Genomic DNA, 20,046 nt, shown 5'->3' with positions numbered 1-20,046 from the left:
TCAGGCGCGAATGAGATGAGCGAAGACACGTCCCAATCAGCAGATTTTGTATCTCGCCGTCGATATCAACGCGAGCGCGCCGCGCGTGCAGAGGCAGAGCAGCTCTTGGAGGCGAAAAGCCGAGAGTTGTATATGGCGAACCAGAAATTGAGCAATCATTCTGCACAACTGGAGCAAGCTGTGCGTGACCGCACCAAAGAGTTGGAGGTGGCGCTTCAACAAGCGGAAGCCGCTGGCAAAGCCAAAAGCCGTTTTGTTGCAACGATGAGTCACGAAATCAGAACGCCGTTAGGCGGGATGCTGGGGATGATCGACCTGCTCGCAATGGACGAAACTGATCCGTCCAAAAAAGAACTGTTGACCTATGCCAGTACTGCCGGGGCAAGTCTTGGCCGCATCGTGAACGACGTTTTGGACTTTTCCAAGATGGAAGCCGGCGTATTTGTATTTGAAGAAGAAGATGTCGATGTGCGTGCTTTGATCGAAAGCGTTCGGATGTTGGCGCGTTCAAACGAAAAAAGTGCCCACCGCGCAATCATCACCAAAGTAGATGACGGCGTTCCGGAGATTTTTCTGGGTGACGCCACGCGGATACGGCAGGTAATTTCAAACCTGGTAAACAACGCTGTACGTTATTCTACAGAAGGTCCGATCTTTGTTCGGGCCAGCGCATCACCGCACGAAAAGGGCGCATTGCTGCGGGTCGAGGTGGAAGATTTTGGTGTTGGCATATCGGACGATGGCGTCCTGAACCTATTCAAAGACTTCTCTCAGGTTGCCAATCCCCTGACGGCTGCAGCGCAAGGCACTGGCCTTGGCTTGGCAATCTGCAAACGTATACTTGAAGGATCCGGAGGAACGGTCGGAGTCGAGAGCAAGATTGGCGTTGGGTCGACCTTTTGGTTTGAACTTCCCGTGGTCATCGGCGCCGGTTCCGGTAAAAAATCAAAATCCTCAACGCTAGATCATCCCCAGGACGTTCTGGACGGGAAACGGGTTCTGATCGCTGAAGACAACATCATCAATCAAAAGCTGTTGCTTACCTACGCTGACCGTATGAACCTAAAGGCCGAACTGGCTGAAAACGGTCGCATTGCACTAGAGATGTTCGACCCCGATAAATTTGATTTGGTTCTGATGGACGTTGCAATGCCCGAAATGGATGGGCTTGAGGCAACGCGACGTATAAGGCTCAAATGGGCCGATGCCGACATGCCTCCAATCCTGGCGCTTACTGCGCATGTGATGGATGCAATCGAAGAAGAAGCTGCAATTGTCGGGATAGATACCATTCTATCGAAACCAATCCCGTTCAATGAACTCAAGAGTGCGCTCGAGGTTGCCTTGTTGGATCGCGACCCTGAAACGCTCGATGAAGTCAGCCCGGCAGAAGACGACCCCAAAGAAAAGGGGAGTGCTTCCATTCTATCCAAGATATCGGCGGAAACCTTAGCTGAAATGTTGACCCTGTTTTCGGAAGAAAATCTTGTCGAACTGGCCCAGGAATATGTTGATGATACACTGGCGCGGCTTGAAAAAATCCTTGATGCTGTCGAACGCGAGGACGCCAAGACGATCTCGGAGCAAGCTCATTCGATCAAGGGATCGTCTTTGGTCTTAGGGTTCTCGGATATTTCGGGCTGGGCGAAACAGCTCGAACTTAACCCGACAGGTGGACAAGAGTCCGCTGAGTGTATTCGGAAGATACAGACGGAACTGGCGGAGCTTTCTGCCTGCTTCTAAGAGATCGCTCACCCGTAGAAGTCGTTCAGAACTTGAAGTTATAAGTTAACGATAGTGTACCGCCATATATGCCTTCACCGGGGCTGCTGCTGTCATTCCAGAAGAACCTGTTGTTTGCGTAATTGCTATAAACCAAGTTCAAATCGTCGTTAATTTTGTAGCTTGCAACATATGCAAAATCGGGTTCCCAGTTTTCTTGTTTTCCGGAAGAATATGCATAGGCGGTACCACTGATCCGAAAACGATCTGTTACCTGATAGCTGCATGACAGGTTTAGCGAATTCTCGTGTGGGCGGAGCAAGCTCAGGCTGGTTGAGCAACCTATGGTCTTGTCGTTGGGCAGCGGAATTCTTGGCAACTTATAGCTTGCTCGAAGGGCACCCGAGGTAAAAGGATATGCAATCCCGCCGCCCGCACCATCGAAACGCGCAGAGTAGTTCGTATACGTCAACGTAATCTTATCTGTGGCACGGTAAGCGAACGCGTATGTGAAATCGGCATCTGATGGCGATTTTTCGTTCTTGTCTCCGTAGCCGATTACCGACAAGCGTACCGAAAACTTCTTGGAAAAACGTGCACCACATCCAAAGCTGACACGCGGCTTTCCAAAACGTTCAGAGCCAGTGTTATGATTTTTATAGCGTGAGGTAACACTACCCGTGATGGAACACGCCAAGCCAATGCGCTTGATGAACGAAGGACGTTCGAGTTCTTTGGGTTGTTCCGCTGGCTCTTGTTTTCTAGCGGATTTTTGCGCTAGAGGCGCGGGTTGAGACGCCGGTGTGATGGGCTCATAGGTTACTTTGCGTATTTGCTCGACTTGGCGTTCCTCGACGGGGGCGGGGGCACACCCACCATTTTCTTCCCGAACCGGACAGGGCGGGGTAGCGCTCTCTTCGACGGGCGGAGTCTGACCCGATGAAATTGTCGTCGACTTTGCCGGCTCTGGATCTTGCGCGGCAGGTTCGCTTGGGCTTTGTTCGGCGGGTTCGTCTGAGGTTTGTGCGATGGATTCGCCTGCACGCTCAACAATAAGTGAAGTGGGCGCAGGCGCCTTGTTTTCTGCAACCTCTACCGGAGGCGTGGTTTCGACCGGCGTTCCCGTTCCGGCGAGTATCCATTCCGAAAGATAACGAGCGAGCGCCTCACCATTTGGTGCGATGGGCAGCTCCGGTTCTGGAGCACCGCGCGCGGGGACATTTATGCTGACGCCGCCTTCCCCGGTAATCGTACAGGAAACACCTTTAGTGCATTTCAATCGATAGAGAGCCGTGCGCAATTCTCCGGCCTGCATAACTGTTCCCGTACCATCCGGAAACAGGACATATCGCAGCCCGTTGATTTCGCCCCGCTGATGACGCGACATGTGAACCGCGCTCGGTATATCAAGGATTATTTCCTGAGCAGTCGGTATCGCGGGTTTTGTGGTATCCACCTGGCCCGAACCCAACAAAGACGTTGGTGCCATCTGCTCTGCTGTTTGAGCCAGCCCACTTGTTGACCCAACCAGCAGTACCGCCGCACCGCACAGCAATTTCTCTTTCCAGTTCCCGAAACGATATGTCTCCATCACGCGCACATACCCAGACAACGCAACTTTGTGCTGTTCCTCGGGTTGATGGGCGGGGCGGATAACAAGATTTCGTTCCTCTGACTGTGTTTGAGGACCTCCTTAGCTTTCGATAGTGGCAGGTTTGGCCAGAATTCTTGAGCTATGGTGCCGCGTTTTCTAAAAGTTGTCGCAAAATCGCACCGTATCAAGCTGCGCAGTTGCGAATGTAATCGGGCATCGCAAAATTGTTGAGTTCCCGCAACTGGGCAACAGGCAAAGCTAAACCTCTGCGCACGTTTGATATCCGCAAGAACATGGCACCTACCCGTTTATGCCATTTCCCGCTTTTGGTCTGTTCTTCACACAAGCATCCGGTGAAAATCGAGGCTGTTTGGGTTTCCAGATGTTGTATCCGTTAGCGGCGCCTGCTCATCCCAAAAGACGCGACGGGACTTCCACATATAAAACACTCCCCGATGGTATAAGATGAGAAACGGTAGCGCGCGGCGCACAGGGATGGTGTGGAGATCATTGTCAGCCACGTCCAAATGGTCGTCCGAGCAATCCAACGTCGGCTTGCGTGACAAACCCTCCATCTTTGAGTCGGTCAGTCGCTTTCCTGCATCACTCGCCGTATTTGCGAGTCAGAACCGCGTCGACATGCAGGAGCGCTCCCACTAGCGATTGCCGCCAGAAGACCCAGTCATGACCACCTTCATTGACTTGGAACCGGTGTTTGATCCCCGCCGCGCGTAACGTTACATGAAGATCGGCGGTTGCCTCAAAGAACGGGTCGTCGGCACCGATGTCAAAGTATAGCCGCGGTATGCGTTGAAAATACGCAGTGTTCGTTGCAGTCACCAACGTCTCTGGCAACAGCGCAGTCCAATTCTCATTGAGACGGTCAGGTCCTTCTAGATCAGTGCCCAATACACCCGCGTAACGGCTGCGATAGGCCTCGGTCGAAAGGCCAAGGACCTGCTGTTCGGTCCTAAAGGCCACACTGATTGCGGCGCTGCCGGCGAAAGTCTCGGGTTCTCGGAGTTGGTAAACCGTCGCGGCAACGCCGCCCATCGATATCCCCAGAAGGGCGCGGGCCTCGCCACCGCCAATCGCGCGATGCCGCTTCTCTACTGCAGGCATGAAATCCTCGAAAAACATGGTTTCCCACAAGGTCTCACCGTTTTGATCGTCGAGAAAATATGTCGCGATTTCGTTGGCCGAGTCTCGGCGTCCATCCGGTGCAATAGCGATCAATGGCCGGATTTCCCCTTCTTCAATCATCCGGTCCAGAATCTGATCCAGCCCCGCGAGCGTGAACCAATCGCTGGGCTGCCCGCTACCGCCTCCATGCAACAGATAAAGCACGGGGTATGTGCGACTGCTCTCATCATAATCGGGTGGCAGATAAAGTGCATAGTTGACGGGGCGTCCAAATGTGTCGCTGCCGACGACATTGTCAAACCGAACTTCTGCCGTGGCCCACCCGGTGACAAGGAAGCTCGCTATGCACGCGTGAGCCAGAAGTATAGTCAGATAGCGACGGATCATCATTGCCCAATATCCAGAACTTGATCAGAGATGGCGAAATTGAAGTCCATCTACTGAGTGTTGTTGCTCTCAGTTTTCGCTCGGATTGCACATCCAACGATCCAACGCACTAACAGCTTCTAAGACCTCCATCTCGTATGCTTCCGCACCCAAGATCGCGGCCAGCGCGTTTCGTGTGTTCCTTCCGATCAGGCCATCGACGGGGCCGGGGTCTTGGCCTGCGATGACAAGCAGACGTTGAAGCGACAAGCCTGCTGGTCCTTCAGGAATTGTTGCAAGGCCGCAGGGAATGACTTCCTGTGGTTGCGGCGTTTCGGGGTCTGGTGTTGGGATCTCTGGCGAGGTCAGTGGCTGACCTTGCAGACATTGAGTCAGAATATCTACTACGTCTTGCGCGTCCTCCGGTGGAACGCCGTTGGTCTTGATTGAACAGTCCTCTTGATCTGCTTCGCATACAACGCGGATATCCCACTCCGAGGTTTCTCGCGCTGATTTCAGGATACCTTCGCCATTGGCATACAACGCATAAAAGTAGCCATCCAAGCTCCCTTCCTGCCAAAGCCCCGGAAACTTTGGAGACGGGACATCCGCGTGTCGGGTAACGACGTCAACGGCGCCTGGGATCGGAACGTCAAAAGTCGATGAGACGCAGGGTTCGGCCATTCCCTTGGTGACGCCACATGCCAGCAGCAGACCTATGTAGAGAGCTGGGAATTTCATGGTTCTGAATGGATCACAGGGCCGTGCACTCTAAATGCAAGCGCTGCCAGCACGGTGGCGTTTGTATTGGTTGTTATCGACGCATTTGTCGCGCCATCAATCTCGTAAATACCTTCCGGCCAACCACGTTCAGGATCACCCAATGGGGCGATAGCGGCAACAAGTTCACGACTGTAGTCGGTTCCGAACAGGGCATCAAAAGCAAAGGCAACCTTGGTTGTGACTGTGCGCTTGCTGTCCAGACGGTCGCCCTTGAATGTCATCACCGCCCAGGGTTCACCTCCGCCCCAAATGGATGAGTAAACAAAGTACGGAGCCTCATCGAGATGGGATTCACTGACGGCGGTCAGAACGCCAGTTTCGTTATAACGCGCCTCCTGGGCCTTGTAGATCGCGGTGGCGAACCGATGTGAGCGGGCATCAAAGCCGAATTCCAAACCATCGAAAATATAGGGTTCGCTAACGGTGAATGCAGGGGTCACGTTCCGGTGCAGGCGCGTATCGACCGGAATGGGCTGGCCCAATACGTCTTTGACCATCAGATGGTCCTCGGCGCGGTAGGCGTTAAACATGTCAAAACCAAACAGCATCATGGCTTTGGCGGCGTATTGTTCATATCCAACGCGACCTTCTTGATCGCGACGTAATTTGTCGTCAGCAATATTGCCGCCGATCAGCTGGCCATCCGTTACCATCTGCGCCAGATCCCACTTTTCAAGCAGCACCGCAACTTCGGGTGCAAGATCGGGATAGCTGTTCTGGACCTGTCCCAAAGCGCCGACCATTCTCGCAATGTCCAATGCAGACCAGCCCAAACCGCGTTCTACGGGCCGATTGCCATAGTCCACCAACTCGCCGGTTTGGACGTTGTAAGCCTTATTCGGCAGGATATCATCAAACAGCCGCATCTGCGTCAGCGTCTTCAGAGCAAGGGAAATGCGCGCCTCCGCCTCCTCTTTATCGATCAGGCCCAATAAATTCGCCGAGATCACCGCAATAAAATACGAGCCGGTTTCCCACATCGTTGTAGACGGATACCTGTCCGCCGAATTGACCAGACCTGTTTCGGGATGCGTGTTGTTCTCAAAATACTTCCACGCAATCTGAGCAAACGCGAGATCATCTTTGGCGCTGGTTCCTGTAACCGCCAAAGGTAAAGGTGTTACATCATCGAAGGCTGCGAGCGGAGATTGGAGTTCCACGGGAGGGGTAACCGCCGTTTCTGTCGAAGGGTCCTTGCGTGCGTCAATTGTCCTTTCAAGGAAAATGACAAGTGTCAGTCCAAGACCGAGAGCCATCAGGAATGTGATATGACTACGCGCTTTTATGAGGTTCGAACGAAAGCTCATGCTGTTGGTACCTCTTCTGTGTTGTCCGGCTTCCACAAAGCGGCACGGATCATTCCGGCCATGGCCAGACAGTTGTTAATGCCCCAGAGGATATTCGCGACAACGCCGCCTGCCGAATGCGAGGTGCCGCCATAGATCAATGCACCTAAACCCCAGATGGCGCCAAAAGCAGTTAGAACAACCACCGCAATTTGAGGTCGCACAAGTGCTAGAAAATTTCCTGTTTGGCGGACCTTGGGTGTGACCTTGAACGAGATTTTTTCGCCCTTTGCGACAGCAAGCAGCGCCTTTAGCCCAAGCGGAAAGAACGCCAGATAACTTGCCTTGGCCGCGTATCCTGCGATGCCCCAAGTCCCCACCATGATGGCGAGTTCAAGTGTAACCAGAAAGGGGATCAGTCGAAAAAAGAACTCATCCGAATATGCAGTGACGGGCGAAATGCCTGTGAGCAGATAGATGACTGGCGCAAAGAGAAACACAATGTTCCACAGTGGCGCGAGGTATGAATAGAAGGTGGTTCCATACATCAGTCGCTGGCCAAGCGACAAACCGCGACGAAACAACGGATTATCATTCTTCAGAATATCCAGACTGCCGCCAGCGTATTTGAAACGCTGGACTGTCCATGTCAGCAAGTCCTGTGGTGACAGCATCTTGCTTTCAACAATGGGGTGCTGTTTGGATTTCCACCCACGCTCGCTGTCTGAGTGCAAGACAATCGAGGTATAGATATCCTCTGAGACGTGAAAACGATAAGGTGTCAGTACTTCTGTGGCCGCGGATTCCGTACGGATAGCCGCAAGCAGATCGGGTGCGATCACGCGTTCCTTGCTGGATACGGTGACGATTTCTTCGACCCCAAATGATCGTTGCTCGACCTTTTCGCCAAAACTCCGCAGGGCAGCCTCCATCACGGCCTCGCGACGGTGGATGGAACCCGCGCCGCAACAGAAGGCCGCATTCACCCAGTTTCGGCGACGCAAAATGACATCGTAGAACATCTTGGGGTCATTCACGAACGGGTCGGCACCATAAACGACCGGACCAATGAAACGTTCAATTGCGCAGCCGATCTTGCCGCCTTTTGCCCCAAACCGGCGCCTAATCTTGGCCGTTAGATGCTCCCCCTCCGGCAGGTCATAAAACCATTGCGGTGTTTGCACCCAGGCCATCTTTGTATCGCGGAAATAGCCTAATGTGTGTTCCAGCAATGTTGGAAACGGGCGCGTATCGGCATCACAGATCACCATGAAATCACCCGAGGTTTGTTCCATGGCGTTGCGTAGATTGCCCGCCTTGAAACCCTCATTCGTGGTTCTGGTGATGTAATTCGCGCCCTCATCTTCGGTCACGGCGCGCATTTCGGGGCGACGCCCATCGTCAAGAATGTGTATTCGAATATCAATTGGATGCGGGTAGGTCATCTTTTTGGCATCAATGATGCCTAAACGGACCAGTTCTGGGTCTTCGTCGTAGGTTGCAAACATCACATCAACGGTGATTTCGCGGTCACCTTCGGGGTGCTTGTCGACGACATTTGCGAGTATCTTTGGCGGGCTCTCAATCTTGAGCGGATCGTCTTTCCAGAGGTTAAAGACGAACAGGATCATGCCAAAGTAGGCGCAACTCTCCGCGAGCACCAACGGGATCGCGAACCACATGGCGTCAGGGTTCAGCGAATGCGCCCAACGCCACCAGATGTACCAGCCTCCGACGACCAGCGCGACGGTAGCCAGTGCCTGCCAAAGCATTTCACGCGGTGCGGAGTAAGGCAGCGGTGGCTCGGGCTGCCGATCTTCGAACTTCAGAAAGTAGTCATCCATACCTAGGTACCTGCCGCGGAACTGGATTTGGACCGTTCCCACGGAGTGGGGCCCAACCCGATTGTCCACGCCAACAGCGCGACCTTTGATATGACATATGCAAGGCCAAACGACATCGGCAGCGCCATGCAGTACCGCGATACGACTATGCCCCACGGTGCCATCATTTGTGACAATCCCGTCTTGAACAGGAAAACATCAATCAGGTCGATGACCAAGGGATGAACGAGATACACGCCAAAACTGAATTGAGCCAAAAAGGACCAACGTTTGGACCAGTGCAAATACTGCCCGCCCAGAAAGATAAAGAAGACACAAACCGGCATCAGGAAATGGCCGTAGAAATCCCAGCCACCTCTTATGCCCCAGCCACCTGTTTCATAGGCGACCGCATAGAACGGAAGCGTGGCAATGTACGCCAGACAGGCAAGGTAGAATGCAACTCGCCTGATAAGACGCGATTCACCACGCGGAATACCGTCTTTCCACAACCCGTAGATCGCAAAAGCGGCCAATCCATATCCGACATAGCCAAAAATCTTGAGGGCACGAACAACATAGTCCCGGACGCTTGGATCAAGATCAAGACCCCACACCCACGCCTGTGCGCTGTTCATCACACCAAGTGTGATCAACAGACCAAACCCGAACACCGGATAGCGTGTTGCGACCTTCATCACGGGATAGAACAGAAAGAGCGCAAACAGGGTGGGCAAAAAGTGCATATGGTACTGAGACTTACCCAGTATGAGGTACCCAGCCCAGTTCTTGACGTCGGTAATCTGATCCCAGATATAAGGCACATAGCCAAAGGCATCCGCCTTTACCAATCTGAAAAAGACATAGAAAACAGTCCAGAACAGAAACGGGATAAGCAGGCGTTTCGCCTGTTGGCCTATCGCCGTCCCGTAATCGGGCATCTTTTTATCGACTCGCATCGCCATCAAGAACAGCGAGAACATAAAGAACATCTCTGATCCCGAGAACTCTCCCAAGGAACGCAGGAAAACAGGTATCAATCGCGCGGATGGCTCTGCAGCCGCAAAGGGTTGGCCAGCGAAATCCGTCGAAGAGTGGATCAGGACCACGCCCATCGCGGCGAAGACTCTGTTTGAATCAAACCAGAGTAGTCTGGGTTTTCCGCTCCCGCTCATTGCTCATCATCAGACGGGATAGGGCATGATTGATTTAGAACCTTGCGCACTTTCGGCGGAGCGAGTTCATGTTCGGTAGGCTGGCACTCTGTTGCGCCGATCTCACCACCGGTCAGGACCGGGCGACAATAGATGAACTCTTCAACTGGAATGACAGGGTCAATCCGCGTTGGGTTTTCACATCCGCAGCACGGCACCTCTTTGATCATCTTGTTTGGGTGGCATTTGTTGTCGCGAATGTCGGTTCCGTTAAAGGCCATGTCCCAGGTCTGGGTGTTGTTGTTCGCCTTCTTCAGGATCGGACCCTGTACCTTGTACAAAAGCGCGGCAAGAATGATGCCGTTGTTGTTGGATGACTGGAGCGGAATGAAGCCGTTTCCGTTTTCATAAAGACCTTCGTAGAAACCAACATCAGGCTCATAGAGGTCAGCGACGCTTTCAAACAGCAGGTCGGTATAGTCCGTCTCCCACAGCGCCCACATGCCGATTGCGGCTTTGGCAGCGATTGCCGAGCGGTCAGGTTGATATTCACCCGTCGGGTCCAGCGTGTTCCATGGATAGCCATCCGCAAAGATCGTATCATAGACGAAATAGGGCTTGCCGTTGACCTGATGTTCAGAGCGCGCTGTGACGATGCCCGTCTGTTCAAACCGACGCTGCTGAACCAGGTAAATCCGGTTCGCAAATTCAGCGCGCCACCCGTGGCTGGCGGTTTCGCCGTCATTCTCGATATCTGACGGCAGATCCCACCCCAGCTCAAGACCGTCCAGAATATACCCCTCTGTCAGGACATAGTTCTGGTTCTTGAAGACCCGTGGATCCCGACCATCATAGGGGACTTTCACATCATAGATGTTGGTATAGTCCAATGGTTCTGGCGACAGGGCGCGATCAACATCGAACCCCCACAACGCAAACCCTTTGGCAGCGTATTCCTCGTATCCCAAACGGCCCTCTTGCACGTAGCGAGTTGTCCCATCGCCTCGTTTGAACGAGCCGAACATGCGGCCATCATCATTGATAAGGTTGCAGAAATTCCACCGCATCGGGATGTTATCAACGCTGTTGGCCAGATGCGGATGACGTTCCTTGAGAATACGCAGCCAGACCAACATGCGACCGATATCGAGGGCAGACATGCCAACCTCGCCAGCCTCGTTGGCATAGTTCACTTTCTCTCCTGTTTTTGCGTTGTACACCTTATTGGGGGCTTCCCCTTGGTAAAGGTCAAGGTTCCGCAAAGTGTTGATCAGCTTGGTCGCGCGTGTGTCAAAGTCGCGCTTGTCGATTACACATAACTCATAGGCTGCAACCAATGCGCTGATGTATGACGCCGTGTCCCACAGGGTGGTTGATGGATAAGACCCGACAGCGTTCACCAACCCTGTTTCGGGCTGAAATCGCTTTTCAAAATATGACCAAGCCGTTTTGGCCATTTGGTATTCACGATCTGTCAGCTGTCCATTGCGCCCAAAGTGGGTCTCGGCATCAAAACGCGCACCGCGGTTACATTCCTTTCGCAGATCACCATCGCCATCAAATTCGATGATCAACGGCGCGGTCGAGCGGATTGTCATACTGTCGTAGGCTGTCCCTTCGACAACGATATTCCCGATCGTCACAGAAGATGGTGCGTCAGTGGTTTCTTGTGCCTGCAGGTGCGGCGCGGCCGTCAACGCAACAAATGATGCTGCCAGCGTCAATACGGACCTGACCAATACTGTTCGTTTCATTCACTTGCTCCGTTCTAGGGTAGCTCGCTTGTCTCAGTCTGCGATTCGTCCCAAAATTCGAGCCGCAGGCTGTTGCGGTCACCGGACCGGCTGTATTTGACCTCGTCAGCGCATTCCATAATGAGGCCAAGTCCGCGCCCGCCCTCTGCCATGGCATCCACCTGAGACAGGTCCGTTGCATATTCGCGTATATCGAATGGCTTTGCGCCGATTGGATCAAAAATCTCGATTGAGGCGCTGCCCGGTTTGACAGAAAGGCTGATCTTGATGGCAGCGTCAGAGATCTTTGTTTGAGCGTGATTTACCAAATTCGCCAGAATTTCGGTTATGCAGATTTCAAAGCGAAACCTTGTATCGTCGGCAAGATCCGCTTCGACCTCTTCCCGAAGTGTGAGAACCATAGGGTCCACCGCATCAATCCTGTTAGACATCTCAAAGATACGATGGCTCACTGACGCTCCTTGAGCATTTGGATGGCTGCTTCAACAGTGCTGTGAATTGGAAAGACCCGATCCATACGACAGACACGAAACATCTGATGGACGTCTCCGTTCAATCCGCACACAAGCAAGTCACCCCGATGCCCGACCTTTTTGAGCGCACTCACAAGCGCCCCCAAACCCGATGAGTCCAAGAACGAGACCGCAGAAAAATCAATGATGATCTGGTTTGCCCCATCGTCAACCAACGCAATCACTTCACTTTTGAAGGCAGTCGCATTTGCTGCTGTTAGACGCTCAACACCTGGCCGCACGACAGTAATGTCGGGATCATGTAGCGTTGTGTGGATCATCAGGGATATTCCTTTCAAGAGCGACAACCGTAAGGTCATCTTCCAGTGTGTTGCCGCCACGCCAATCGGTCAAAGTCCTTACAACCTTAGCGGGCATGTTTTCGGTGCCAACATCAGGAATCGTTGCCACAATGTCACGCAAACGGTCCAGACCAAAGGGCTTGTTGCTTTCATTTTCAGCTTCTGAAGCGGCATCCGAGCAAATTACAATGGCACCACCCGCATCCATCACCAACGAGTTGTTCTCGTAGGGAACCCCCGGCAACATTCCGACAGGAAACCCGCCGTCGCCGACGTTATGGATGTTTCCGGCTGCATCGACGTAGTGAGGGGACGGGTATGCGGCCTGACAATAATCCAGCTTGCCAGTAGAGGTATCAATCATCCCACAGAACATCGTAAAGTATTCATCGCTGTCATCACTGCAGAAGCGATCATTCAAATTGGTGACCAATGCTGCAGGGTCAAAGGGTTTCCCCTCTTCCATCGCGACATAGCCGAAAAATTCGGGCGTGATCAGATAGCCCAATGCGACAGACAAGAGAGAGGCATGAACCCCATGGCCAGATACGTCGATGGCGTAGAATCCAAGCGTGTCATCATTTAGTGGAAAGCAGCCGAACATGTCTCCCGAAACAAACGATGATGGCACAAATTCAGAGGCGATCGTGAACCCCAACATTTCTTTCTGAATGTTGGGCAATAGCCGTCGCTGAGCGGCGGCTGCAGCGTGTAGATCATCCTGAATCCGGTCGTTGGATTCCTTCAAGATTCTGGTCCGCTCTGCAAGCTCTTCGGCATGATGAATGAGTCTGGTTGCGGCCCGAATACGCGCCTTGAGCATCACGGGGCTGCGCATCTTGTTCAGAAAATCATCTACCCCTGCTTCTAGGGCCTCGTTCCTTATATCATCATTCTCATTGCCAGTGATCATGATAATATAAACATAGTGGTCTAGATTAAGCTGACGTATTTCATGGGTAAGCTCAATTCCGTTCAAATTGGGCATTTGATAGTCGCTGATCAGGATCTGGACCTTGGTTTCACGTACCTGCTTCAAGGCTTCCAAACCGTCATCAACGGGGATCGCCTCGTACCCTAGCGTCTCGATCAGTCTGGACAGGTACACCCGCTGCACAAGATTGTCTTCGGCAACAATAATTTTCTGCCTGTCCGTCATATTTTAAGCGTATCCCATTCCCATTGAACTTTTTACATTTGCAACCTTGGTCGCGGAAGTGGTTCTGAGGGTGAGCGCAACCACCCCACGGACAGGTTTATCCTATAGCTTCTGTGATACCTATGCCAATGATTCTAAAGCGGTTAAGGGCATCGTCAACATGGACCTGTCACGATTTGACGCCGCTCCATTGATAGCATTTGTTGCAACAAAGGAGATGAGCGATGGGACTGAAACAAATCGATGAGTGCTGCGCTGATGCCGCGCGTGTCGCACTGACGCATGGACTGACACCCAAACACTTATTGTCTTAGCAGATTGCTATATGTCTAGATTTATACAAAGATGAGATGAGCAAGCCTGTGCGGTCAATTAAAAGTCGACTGCATGACTGTTTAATTTGGCGCCTTAATACAAGGGGTCTGTCTTGCGGGGCAGGCGTGCGACCGGCGGATTGGATAAAAATGAAAGCCACCTACAAGGACGTCAAATCAGACATTCTTTCCAAGATCACCAAGGGTGATTGGGGACCCGGCGATCTTGTGCCGAACGAGGTCGAACTGGCGACGACCTATGGATGTGCTCGAGCGACAGTCAATCGGGCGATGCGAGAACTGGCCGATGATGGCATCATCGAGCGACGGCGCAAGGCGGGTACACGTGTACGCATGACGCCAATCCGTCAGGCGCGTTTTGATATTCCGATTGTGCGCGACGAGATCGAAGAAAAGGGCGGGATCTATCGATATGCGTTGGTAAACAGGCTGGTGGAACCGGCCCCGGATTGGTTGCGCGCGCGGCTAAACCTGCCGGCCGAGGGCAGGGCGCTGCATCTGGTGTGCATGCATTATTCCGACGGTGTTCCCTATGAGCACGAGGACCGATGGATCAGCCTCGCCGCATTGCCCAAGGCAGAGGACGCAGATTTTTCGCAACTCGGACCAACCGAATGGTTGCTTGCAACCATTCCGTACTCAAAAGTGGAGATCAACCTGTCCGCCGGATTGGCTGACCGGGCCTTGTCTGACTACATGTCCTGCTCGGTCGGTGATCCGGTGTTCAACATCGAACGGTCCACTTGGTGGGAAGATCGGGCAGTCACCTATGTGCGGTTCACCTATCGACCGGGTCATCGCCTGACGACCCACTATTGATCATGGGCACCGCCGCCCGGGTTTGGCGGCGGTACGCATAGTCAGAGAATCCCGGGAAGGTTCAGGCCGTTCTCGCGAGCACAGTCCAGCGCCTCGTCATAGCCTGCATCCGCGTGGCGCATCACACCCGTTGCGGGGTCGTTCCAGAGGACGCGGCCGATCCGACGGTCAGCGTCTTCGGAGCCGTCACAGCAAATGACCATCCCGGAGTGTTGGGAAAAGCCCATGCCGACGCCGCCGCCGTGGTGCAGCGAAACCCAGGTCGCACCTGACGCGGTATTGAGCAGCGCGTTCAGCAAAGGCCAGTCAGACACCGCATCCGATCCATCCTTCATGGCTTCGGTTTCGCGGTTTGGCGAGGCAACCGAGCCTGAGTCAAGGTGGTCACGACCGATCACGATAGGCGCGGACAACTCGCCATTGCGGACCATCTCGTTGAAAGCCAGACCTAGCTTGTGACGCACGCCAAGACCAACCCAGCAGATCCGGGCGGGCAGCCCTTGGAACGCGATACGCTCGCGTGCCATATCCAGCCAGTTGTGCAGGTGGCTGTCTTCGGCAAGGATTTCCTTCACCTTGGCATCGGTCTTGTAGATATCCTCGGGATCGCCTGACAGGGCCGCCCAGCGGAAGGGTCCGATCCCACGGCAGAACAGAGGGCGGATATAGGCCGGGACAAAGCCGGGGAAATCAAAAGCGTTTTCCAGACCTTCTTCCAGCGCCATCTGGCGGATGTTGTTGCCATAATCGACGGTTGGAATGCCTGCGGCGTGGAAATCAACCATCGCCTTGACCTGCACCTTCATCGACGCGCGCGCGGCCCGTTCAACCGCTTTCGGATCGCTTTCGCGTTTTTGCCGCCATGCGCCCATGGTCCAGCCCTGAGGCAGATAACCGTTGATCGGGTCGTGCGCAGATGTCTGGTCAGTCACGATATCAGGCCGCACGCCCCGTTTGACCAATTCCGGATACACATCCGCCGCATTGCCCAGAAGAGCTACGGATTTTGCTTCGCCAGCCGCCGTCCAACGCTCGATCATCTCCAACGCCTTATCAAGGCTGTCGGTTTTCTCGTCGACATAGCGGGTGCGCAGGCGGAAATCGATGGAATCTGGGTTGCATTCGACGGCGAGACAGCAGGCCCCGGCCATGACAGCGGCCAGCGGCTGTGCGCCCCCCATTCCGCCAAGGCCGCCTGTCAGGATCCATTTGCCGGTGAGGTCACCGTCATAGTGTTGGCGGCCGGCTTCGACGAAGGTTTCGTAGGTACCTTGCACGATGCCCTGCGAGCCGATGTAGATCCATGATCCAGCGGTCATCTGGCCGTACATCGCCAGACCCTTCTTATCCAACTCGTTGAAGTGGTCCCAGTTTGCCCAGTGCGGCACGAGGTTGCTGTTGGCAATCAGGACGCGGGGCGCATCCTTGTGGGTCTGGAACACGCCGACCGGCTTGCCGGATTGCACCAACAGGGTTTCATCCTCTTCAAGGTTCTGAAGGCTGGCGACGATCTTGTCGAAATCGTCCCATGTCCGCGCGGCGCGCCCGATGCCGCCATACACCACCAATTCATGCGGGTTTTCGGCCACATCCGGGTGCAGGTTGTTCATCAGCATCCGCATGGGTGCTTCGGTCAGCCAGCTTTTGGCGGTTATCTCCGACCCGGTGGCGGGATAGATGTCACGGGTGTTCTTGCGGGGATCGCTCATGATGCGCCTTTCAGGGTCGGGGCCAGGTCGGCCAGTTTTGTCAGGATGGATTTGAGGTGAACGCGCAGGCGTTCGGCCTTGTTTTGATCATAGATCCAGGGCGCAGCTTCCTGCGCCAGATAGGTGGATTGCGCCAATTCCATCTGAATCGCGTGAATTCCGGTCTGTGGCTGACCATAGTGCCGCGTGGTCCAACCGCCCTTGAACCGTCCGTTCAGGACGCTGGTGTAGCCGGTCGCGTTATCACAGGTCTCCCGCGTCGCGTGTTCGATACGTGGATCACAGGTGGCTCCCAGATTGGTGCCGATATTAAAGTCGGGCAGGGTGCCGTCGAACAGGAACGGAATATCGCCCCGGATCGAGTGGCAATCATAGAGGATCGCCACCCCATGTCGCGCGTGCACCCGCGACAACTCTGCATTCAGAGCGGCGTGATAGGGGGTATGAAAGGCTGCCCGCCTGTCTTCGATCTCGGCCTCGGTCGGGAGTGTTTCCCAAATGTCGTGCCCATCAAAATCCGTCAGCGGAACCAGCCCGGTGGTGTTCTGGCCAGGATAAAGGCTCGCACCACTCGGGTCGCGGTTGGCGTCAATGACATAGCGGTGAAAGGTGGCGCGCACGGTTGTGGCGCCCGACAATAGGTCGTCATAGAGGCGGTCGATGTGCCAATCGGTATCGTCCAGACCAAGACCCCGCGCGTTCAGCCGCGCTTTGATCTCGTCGGGCACGTAGGTGCCGGTGTGGGGGAGGCCCAACACGATCGGGCTGTCGCCCTGATGTATGTCTACTGGTTTCATGTGCGAAGCTCCGGCATGTCGACGCCCGCCGCCGAAACGATATCGCCGCTGGCGATCATTGCAGCGGCCCGTTCCAGATCCGGCGCAAGATAGCGATCTTCACCTAGCGTCGCGACGTCCTCTCGGACCCGCGCCACGACGTTCTGCAAGGTGTCGCTGGTTGCCAATGGCGCGCGGAAATCGATCCCCTGTGCGGCGCACAGCAGTTCTACCCCCAGAATGCGATTGAGGTTGTCGGTCATCTGGCCCAGCCTGCGTGCGCCGTGGGCCGCCATGCTGACATGGTCTTCCTGGTTGGCCGAGGTTGGCGTGCTGTCGGTCACACAAGGATTGGCCAGATGCTTGTTCTCGCTCATCAAGGCGGCGGTGGTGACCTCGGCGATCATATAGCCCGAATTCAGGCCGGGATTGGGTGTCAGAAATGGTGGCAGGTTAAAGCTGAGCACCGGGTCGACGATCAGGGCGACGCGCCGCTGTGCGATGGCACCGATTTCGGCGATCGCCAAGGCGATCATGTCGGCAGCAAACCCAACGGGTTCGGCGTGAAAATTGCCGCCGGACACGATGACGTCAGCATCAATCAGAACGAGCGGGTTGTCCGTTGCAGCGTTGGCTTCGACCTCCAAGGTACGTGCGGCCATACGCAACACGTCCATTGCGGCGCCTGTCACCTGCGGCTGGCAGCGGATGCAATAGGGGTCCTGAACCCGCGCGTCATCCACGACATGGCTCTGCCGGATTTCGGACCCGGCGAGGAGGGCGCGCATGGTCTCGCCCGCCTCGATCTGGCCGCGATGGCCGCGCAGCGCGTGGATTTCCGGCTGCAACGGCGCGGTAGACCCCATGATCGCGTCGGTCGACAAGGCCGAGGTCACCAGCGCCGAATGCGCTCCGCGCCATGCGCCGAACAGGCCAGCGAGGGCAAAGGCGGTCGAAAATTGCGTGCCGTTGATCAGGGCCAGCCCCTCTTTGGGGCCGAGTTCGACGGGGGTGAGGCCCGCCGCTTGCAGCGCCTTGTCGCCTGACATCACTTTGCCGTCAAACTCTGCTTCGCCGTGGCCCATCATGGCGGCGGCCATATGTGCAAGTGGGGCCAGATCACCCGACGCTCCGACAGAGCCTTGCGCGGGAATGACCGGCGTTACGCCCTTGTCCAGCATCGCTTCGATCAGAGTCACAACCTCAAGCCGAACGCCCGATGCACCACGCCCGAGGCTGAGCAGTTTTAACGCCATGAGCAGACGCGCGTGACGCCGCGAGATTGCCGGGCCGACACCGCAACAATGGGACAGGATCAGGTTGCGCTGTAGGGTTGCCGTGTCCTCGGATGCGATCTTGACCGAGGCCAGTTTGCCAAAGCCGGTGTTGACGCCGTAAACCGCTTCGGTTCCGGCAACGGCTTGTGCGATCCGCGCGTGCGCAAGCTCAATCGCCGGGTGACACGCCGGATCAAGGCGCACGGATGCCTCGTTCCAGAAGATCGCGGCCAGATCATCCAAGGTGACAGCGCCAGGTGTGAGGGTCAGTGTGGTCACGCGGCACCTCCGAAAATGCGGGTGTGGAGCGGGTTGAAACCGATGCGATAGGCCAGTTCGGCAGGATGTTTGACATCCCAGATAGCCAAGTCCGCCCGCTTTCCGCTTTCGATGACCCCAACGTCTGTCAAGCCAAGGGCACGGGCGGCGTTGCAGGTGACGCCGCGCAGGGCCTCTTCGGGGGTCAAACGAAACAGCGTGCAGCCCATGTTCACCGTCAACAGTAGTGAGTTCAAAGGTGACGATCCGGGGTTGATATCCGTCGCCAGCGCCATGGGCACGCCGTGCTTGCGGAATGCGGCGATTGGCGGAGCCTGCGTTTCGCGCAGCGTGTAGAACGCGCCGGGCAGGATAACCGCAACGGTGCCAGCGTCAGCCATCGCCCTGACGCCATCCTCGTCAAGATACTCCAAATGATCCGCGGAAAGCGCGCCATAGCGGGCCGCCAGCTTTGCACCACCCAGATTGGACAACTGTTCGGCATGCAGCTTGACCGGCAGTCCTAGTTCCTTCGCCACATCGAACACCCGCGCGATCTGCTCCGGTGAAAAGGCGATGCCCTCGCAAAACCCGTCGACCGCATCAACCAGCCCTTCGGCATGTGCGGCGCGCAGGGTCGGAATGCACACCTCGTCAATATAGGCGTCGTCGCGGCCCTTGTATTCTGCCGGCGTTGCATGGGCGCCGAGGAATGAGGTGCGGACCGTGATGTCACGCTTGTTGCCAATTGCGCGCGCAACGCGCAGCATCCGCAGTTCGGTTTCCCGGTCCAAACCGTAACCGGACTTGATCTCAATCGACGTCACGCCCTCGGCAATCAGCACATCCACCCGACGCAGCGCGTCTGCGAGCGACGTATCTTCTGTCGCGCTGCGGGTGGCTTTCACCGTTGAAACGATGCCGCCACCAGCGCGCGCGACCTCTTCATAAGACGCCCCATTCAACCGCATCTCGAATTCGACAGCCCGGTCACCACCATGAACAATATGGGTGTGGCAGTCGATCAGGCCGGGAGTGACCAGACGCCCCGCAAGCGATGTTCGGACCAAGGTACCATAGCCTGAGGGCAAATCAGCAATCGGACCGACCCAATCAATGGCCCCGTTCGTCACGACGATCGCCGCGTCTTGGATCATACCGTAGGCAACATCTGACTCGCGCATCGTCGCGACATCCAGATCAACAAAGACTTTGCTGTTCTCAGTCATTTCCGCTCACCATTCGTCAAATTTCGCTTTTCTAGTACGCATAAA

Annotated in this window: 16 protein-coding genes; 2 read left to right on the top strand and 14 right to left on the bottom strand. The window is 55.2% G+C overall.

From position 1 onward, the window contains the following. Positions 1 to 15: 15 nt before the first annotated feature. Complete coding sequence (locus tag ABJO75_RS24820) at positions 16 to 1,743, top strand: ATP-binding protein (RefSeq protein WP_348129176.1); 1,728 nt, start codon at positions 16 to 18, stop codon at positions 1,741 to 1,743. Between the two features lie 25 nt (positions 1,744 to 1,768). Here ABJO75_RS24820 and ABJO75_RS24815 read toward each other — a convergent pair whose 3' ends face one another. The 10 genes from ABJO75_RS24815 to ABJO75_RS24770 form a co-directional block, all read right to left on the bottom strand. Beyond that, the gene (locus ABJO75_RS24815; RefSeq protein WP_348129173.1) at positions 1,769 to 3,316 is read right to left on the bottom strand and encodes a hypothetical protein; all 1,548 of its coding nucleotides are present in this window, start codon (positions 3,314 to 3,316) and stop codon (positions 1,769 to 1,771) included. A 603-nt stretch (positions 3,317 to 3,919) separates the two neighbouring features. Then, positions 3,920 to 4,849 carry an alpha/beta hydrolase-fold protein gene (locus tag ABJO75_RS24810; protein WP_348129170.1) on the bottom strand — a complete coding sequence of 310 codons (930 nt, stop codon included), beginning with the start codon at positions 4,847 to 4,849 and terminating at the stop codon, positions 3,920 to 3,922. Between the two features lie 66 nt (positions 4,850 to 4,915). Continuing rightward, positions 4,916 to 5,389, bottom strand: coding sequence for a hypothetical protein (locus ABJO75_RS24805; protein ID WP_348129168.1), 474 nt, complete (start codon positions 5,387 to 5,389; stop codon positions 4,916 to 4,918). A gap of 173 nt (positions 5,390 to 5,562) precedes the next feature. Then, the gene (locus tag ABJO75_RS24800) at positions 5,563 to 6,951 is read right to left on the bottom strand and encodes a DUF3131 domain-containing protein (protein ID WP_348129165.1); all 1,389 of its coding nucleotides are present in this window, start codon (positions 6,949 to 6,951) and stop codon (positions 5,563 to 5,565) included. After that, positions 6,912 to 8,738: a cellulose synthase catalytic subunit gene (locus ABJO75_RS24795; RefSeq protein WP_348129162.1), complete on the bottom strand. Its 1,827-nt coding sequence runs from the start codon at positions 8,736 to 8,738 to the stop codon at positions 6,912 to 6,914. The genes ABJO75_RS24800 and ABJO75_RS24795 overlap by 40 nt, the downstream gene beginning before the upstream one ends. A gap of 2 nt (positions 8,739 to 8,740) precedes the next feature. Further along, positions 8,741 to 9,892, bottom strand: a complete 1,152-nt coding sequence (locus ABJO75_RS24790; protein ID WP_348129159.1) for an acyltransferase — start codon at positions 9,890 to 9,892, stop codon at positions 8,741 to 8,743. Next, a complete protein-coding gene (locus tag ABJO75_RS24785) occupies positions 9,889 to 11,625 on the bottom strand; it encodes a DUF3131 domain-containing protein (protein ID WP_348129157.1) in 1,737 nt (578 codons plus the stop codon). The genes ABJO75_RS24790 and ABJO75_RS24785 overlap by 4 nt, the downstream gene beginning before the upstream one ends. 14 nt (positions 11,626 to 11,639) lie before the next feature. Then, positions 11,640 to 12,077: an ATP-binding protein gene (locus ABJO75_RS24780; RefSeq protein ID WP_348129154.1), complete on the bottom strand. Its 438-nt coding sequence runs from the start codon at positions 12,075 to 12,077 to the stop codon at positions 11,640 to 11,642. Then, positions 12,074 to 12,418 carry an STAS domain-containing protein gene (locus ABJO75_RS24775; protein ID WP_348129151.1) on the bottom strand — a complete coding sequence of 115 codons (345 nt, stop codon included), beginning with the start codon at positions 12,416 to 12,418 and terminating at the stop codon, positions 12,074 to 12,076. Before ABJO75_RS24775 ends, ABJO75_RS24780 begins: the two co-directional genes overlap by 4 nt. Beyond that, entirely contained in the window at positions 12,396 to 13,598 is a 1,203-nt protein-coding gene (locus ABJO75_RS24770; protein WP_348129148.1) for a SpoIIE family protein phosphatase, read from the bottom strand. The genes ABJO75_RS24775 and ABJO75_RS24770 overlap by 23 nt, the downstream gene beginning before the upstream one ends. A 464-nt stretch (positions 13,599 to 14,062) precedes the next feature. Between ABJO75_RS24770 and ABJO75_RS24765 the strand changes: the two genes are divergently transcribed. Further along, a complete protein-coding gene (locus ABJO75_RS24765) occupies positions 14,063 to 14,752 on the top strand; it encodes a UTRA domain-containing protein (protein WP_348129145.1) in 690 nt (229 codons plus the stop codon). Between the two features lie 41 nt (positions 14,753 to 14,793). On the opposite strand, the gene hutU is transcribed toward ABJO75_RS24765, so the two are convergent. From hutU to hutI, 4 genes are read right to left on the bottom strand one after another with little or no spacing between them, the layout of a single operon-like run. Beyond that, entirely contained in the window at positions 14,794 to 16,461 is a 1,668-nt protein-coding gene (hutU, locus tag ABJO75_RS24760) for a urocanate hydratase (protein ID WP_348129142.1), read from the bottom strand. Next, positions 16,458 to 17,258, bottom strand: a complete 801-nt coding sequence (gene hutG, locus ABJO75_RS24755) for an N-formylglutamate deformylase (protein ID WP_348129139.1) — start codon at positions 17,256 to 17,258, stop codon at positions 16,458 to 16,460. The genes hutU and hutG overlap by 4 nt, the downstream gene beginning before the upstream one ends. Next, the gene (hutH, locus tag ABJO75_RS24750; protein WP_348129136.1) at positions 17,255 to 18,793 is read right to left on the bottom strand and encodes a histidine ammonia-lyase; all 1,539 of its coding nucleotides are present in this window, start codon (positions 18,791 to 18,793) and stop codon (positions 17,255 to 17,257) included. The genes hutG and hutH overlap by 4 nt, the downstream gene beginning before the upstream one ends. Next, the gene (gene hutI, locus ABJO75_RS24745) at positions 18,790 to 20,001 is read right to left on the bottom strand and encodes an imidazolonepropionase (RefSeq protein WP_348129133.1); all 1,212 of its coding nucleotides are present in this window, start codon (positions 19,999 to 20,001) and stop codon (positions 18,790 to 18,792) included. The genes hutH and hutI overlap by 4 nt, the downstream gene beginning before the upstream one ends. Positions 20,002 to 20,046: the final 45 nt, after the last annotated feature.

Origin of the sequence: Sedimentitalea sp. (assembly GCF_039973035.1) — a bacterium.
Classification (GTDB): domain Bacteria; phylum Pseudomonadota; class Alphaproteobacteria; order Rhodobacterales; family Rhodobacteraceae; genus Sedimentitalea.
The sequence above is the reverse complement of the archived record's forward strand: the minus strand, read 5'-3'. Positions and strand labels throughout refer to the sequence as shown.

What these genes read in the sequence shown, in the direction of transcription:
- ABJO75_RS24820 (WP_348129176.1), top strand. Translation starts at nt 16, where the DNA reads ATGAGCGAAGACACGTCCCAATCAGCAGATTTTGTATCTCGCCGTCGA.
- hutI (WP_348129133.1), bottom strand. Translation starts at nt 20,001, where the DNA reads ATGACTGAGAACAGCAAAGTCTTTGTTGATCTGGATGTCGCGACGATG.
- hutG (WP_348129139.1), bottom strand. Translation starts at nt 17,258, where the DNA reads ATGAAACCAGTAGACATACATCAGGGCGACAGCCCGATCGTGTTGGGC.
- ABJO75_RS24770 (WP_348129148.1), bottom strand. Translation starts at nt 13,598, where the DNA reads ATGACGGACAGGCAGAAAATTATTGTTGCCGAAGACAATCTTGTGCAG.
- ABJO75_RS24765 (WP_348129145.1), top strand. Translation starts at nt 14,063, where the DNA reads ATGAAAGCCACCTACAAGGACGTCAAATCAGACATTCTTTCCAAGATC.
- ABJO75_RS24790 (WP_348129159.1), bottom strand. Translation starts at nt 9,892, where the DNA reads ATGAGCGGGAGCGGAAAACCCAGACTACTCTGGTTTGATTCAAACAGA.
- ABJO75_RS24775 (WP_348129151.1), bottom strand. Translation starts at nt 12,418, where the DNA reads ATGATCCACACAACGCTACATGATCCCGACATTACTGTCGTGCGGCCA.
- ABJO75_RS24785 (WP_348129157.1), bottom strand. Translation starts at nt 11,625, where the DNA reads ATGAAACGAACAGTATTGGTCAGGTCCGTATTGACGCTGGCAGCATCA.
- hutU (WP_348129142.1), bottom strand. Translation starts at nt 16,461, where the DNA reads ATGAGCGATCCCCGCAAGAACACCCGTGACATCTATCCCGCCACCGGG.
- ABJO75_RS24810 (WP_348129170.1), bottom strand. Translation starts at nt 4,849, where the DNA reads ATGATGATCCGTCGCTATCTGACTATACTTCTGGCTCACGCGTGCATA.
- ABJO75_RS24795 (WP_348129162.1), bottom strand. Translation starts at nt 8,738, where the DNA reads ATGGATGACTACTTTCTGAAGTTCGAAGATCGGCAGCCCGAGCCACCG.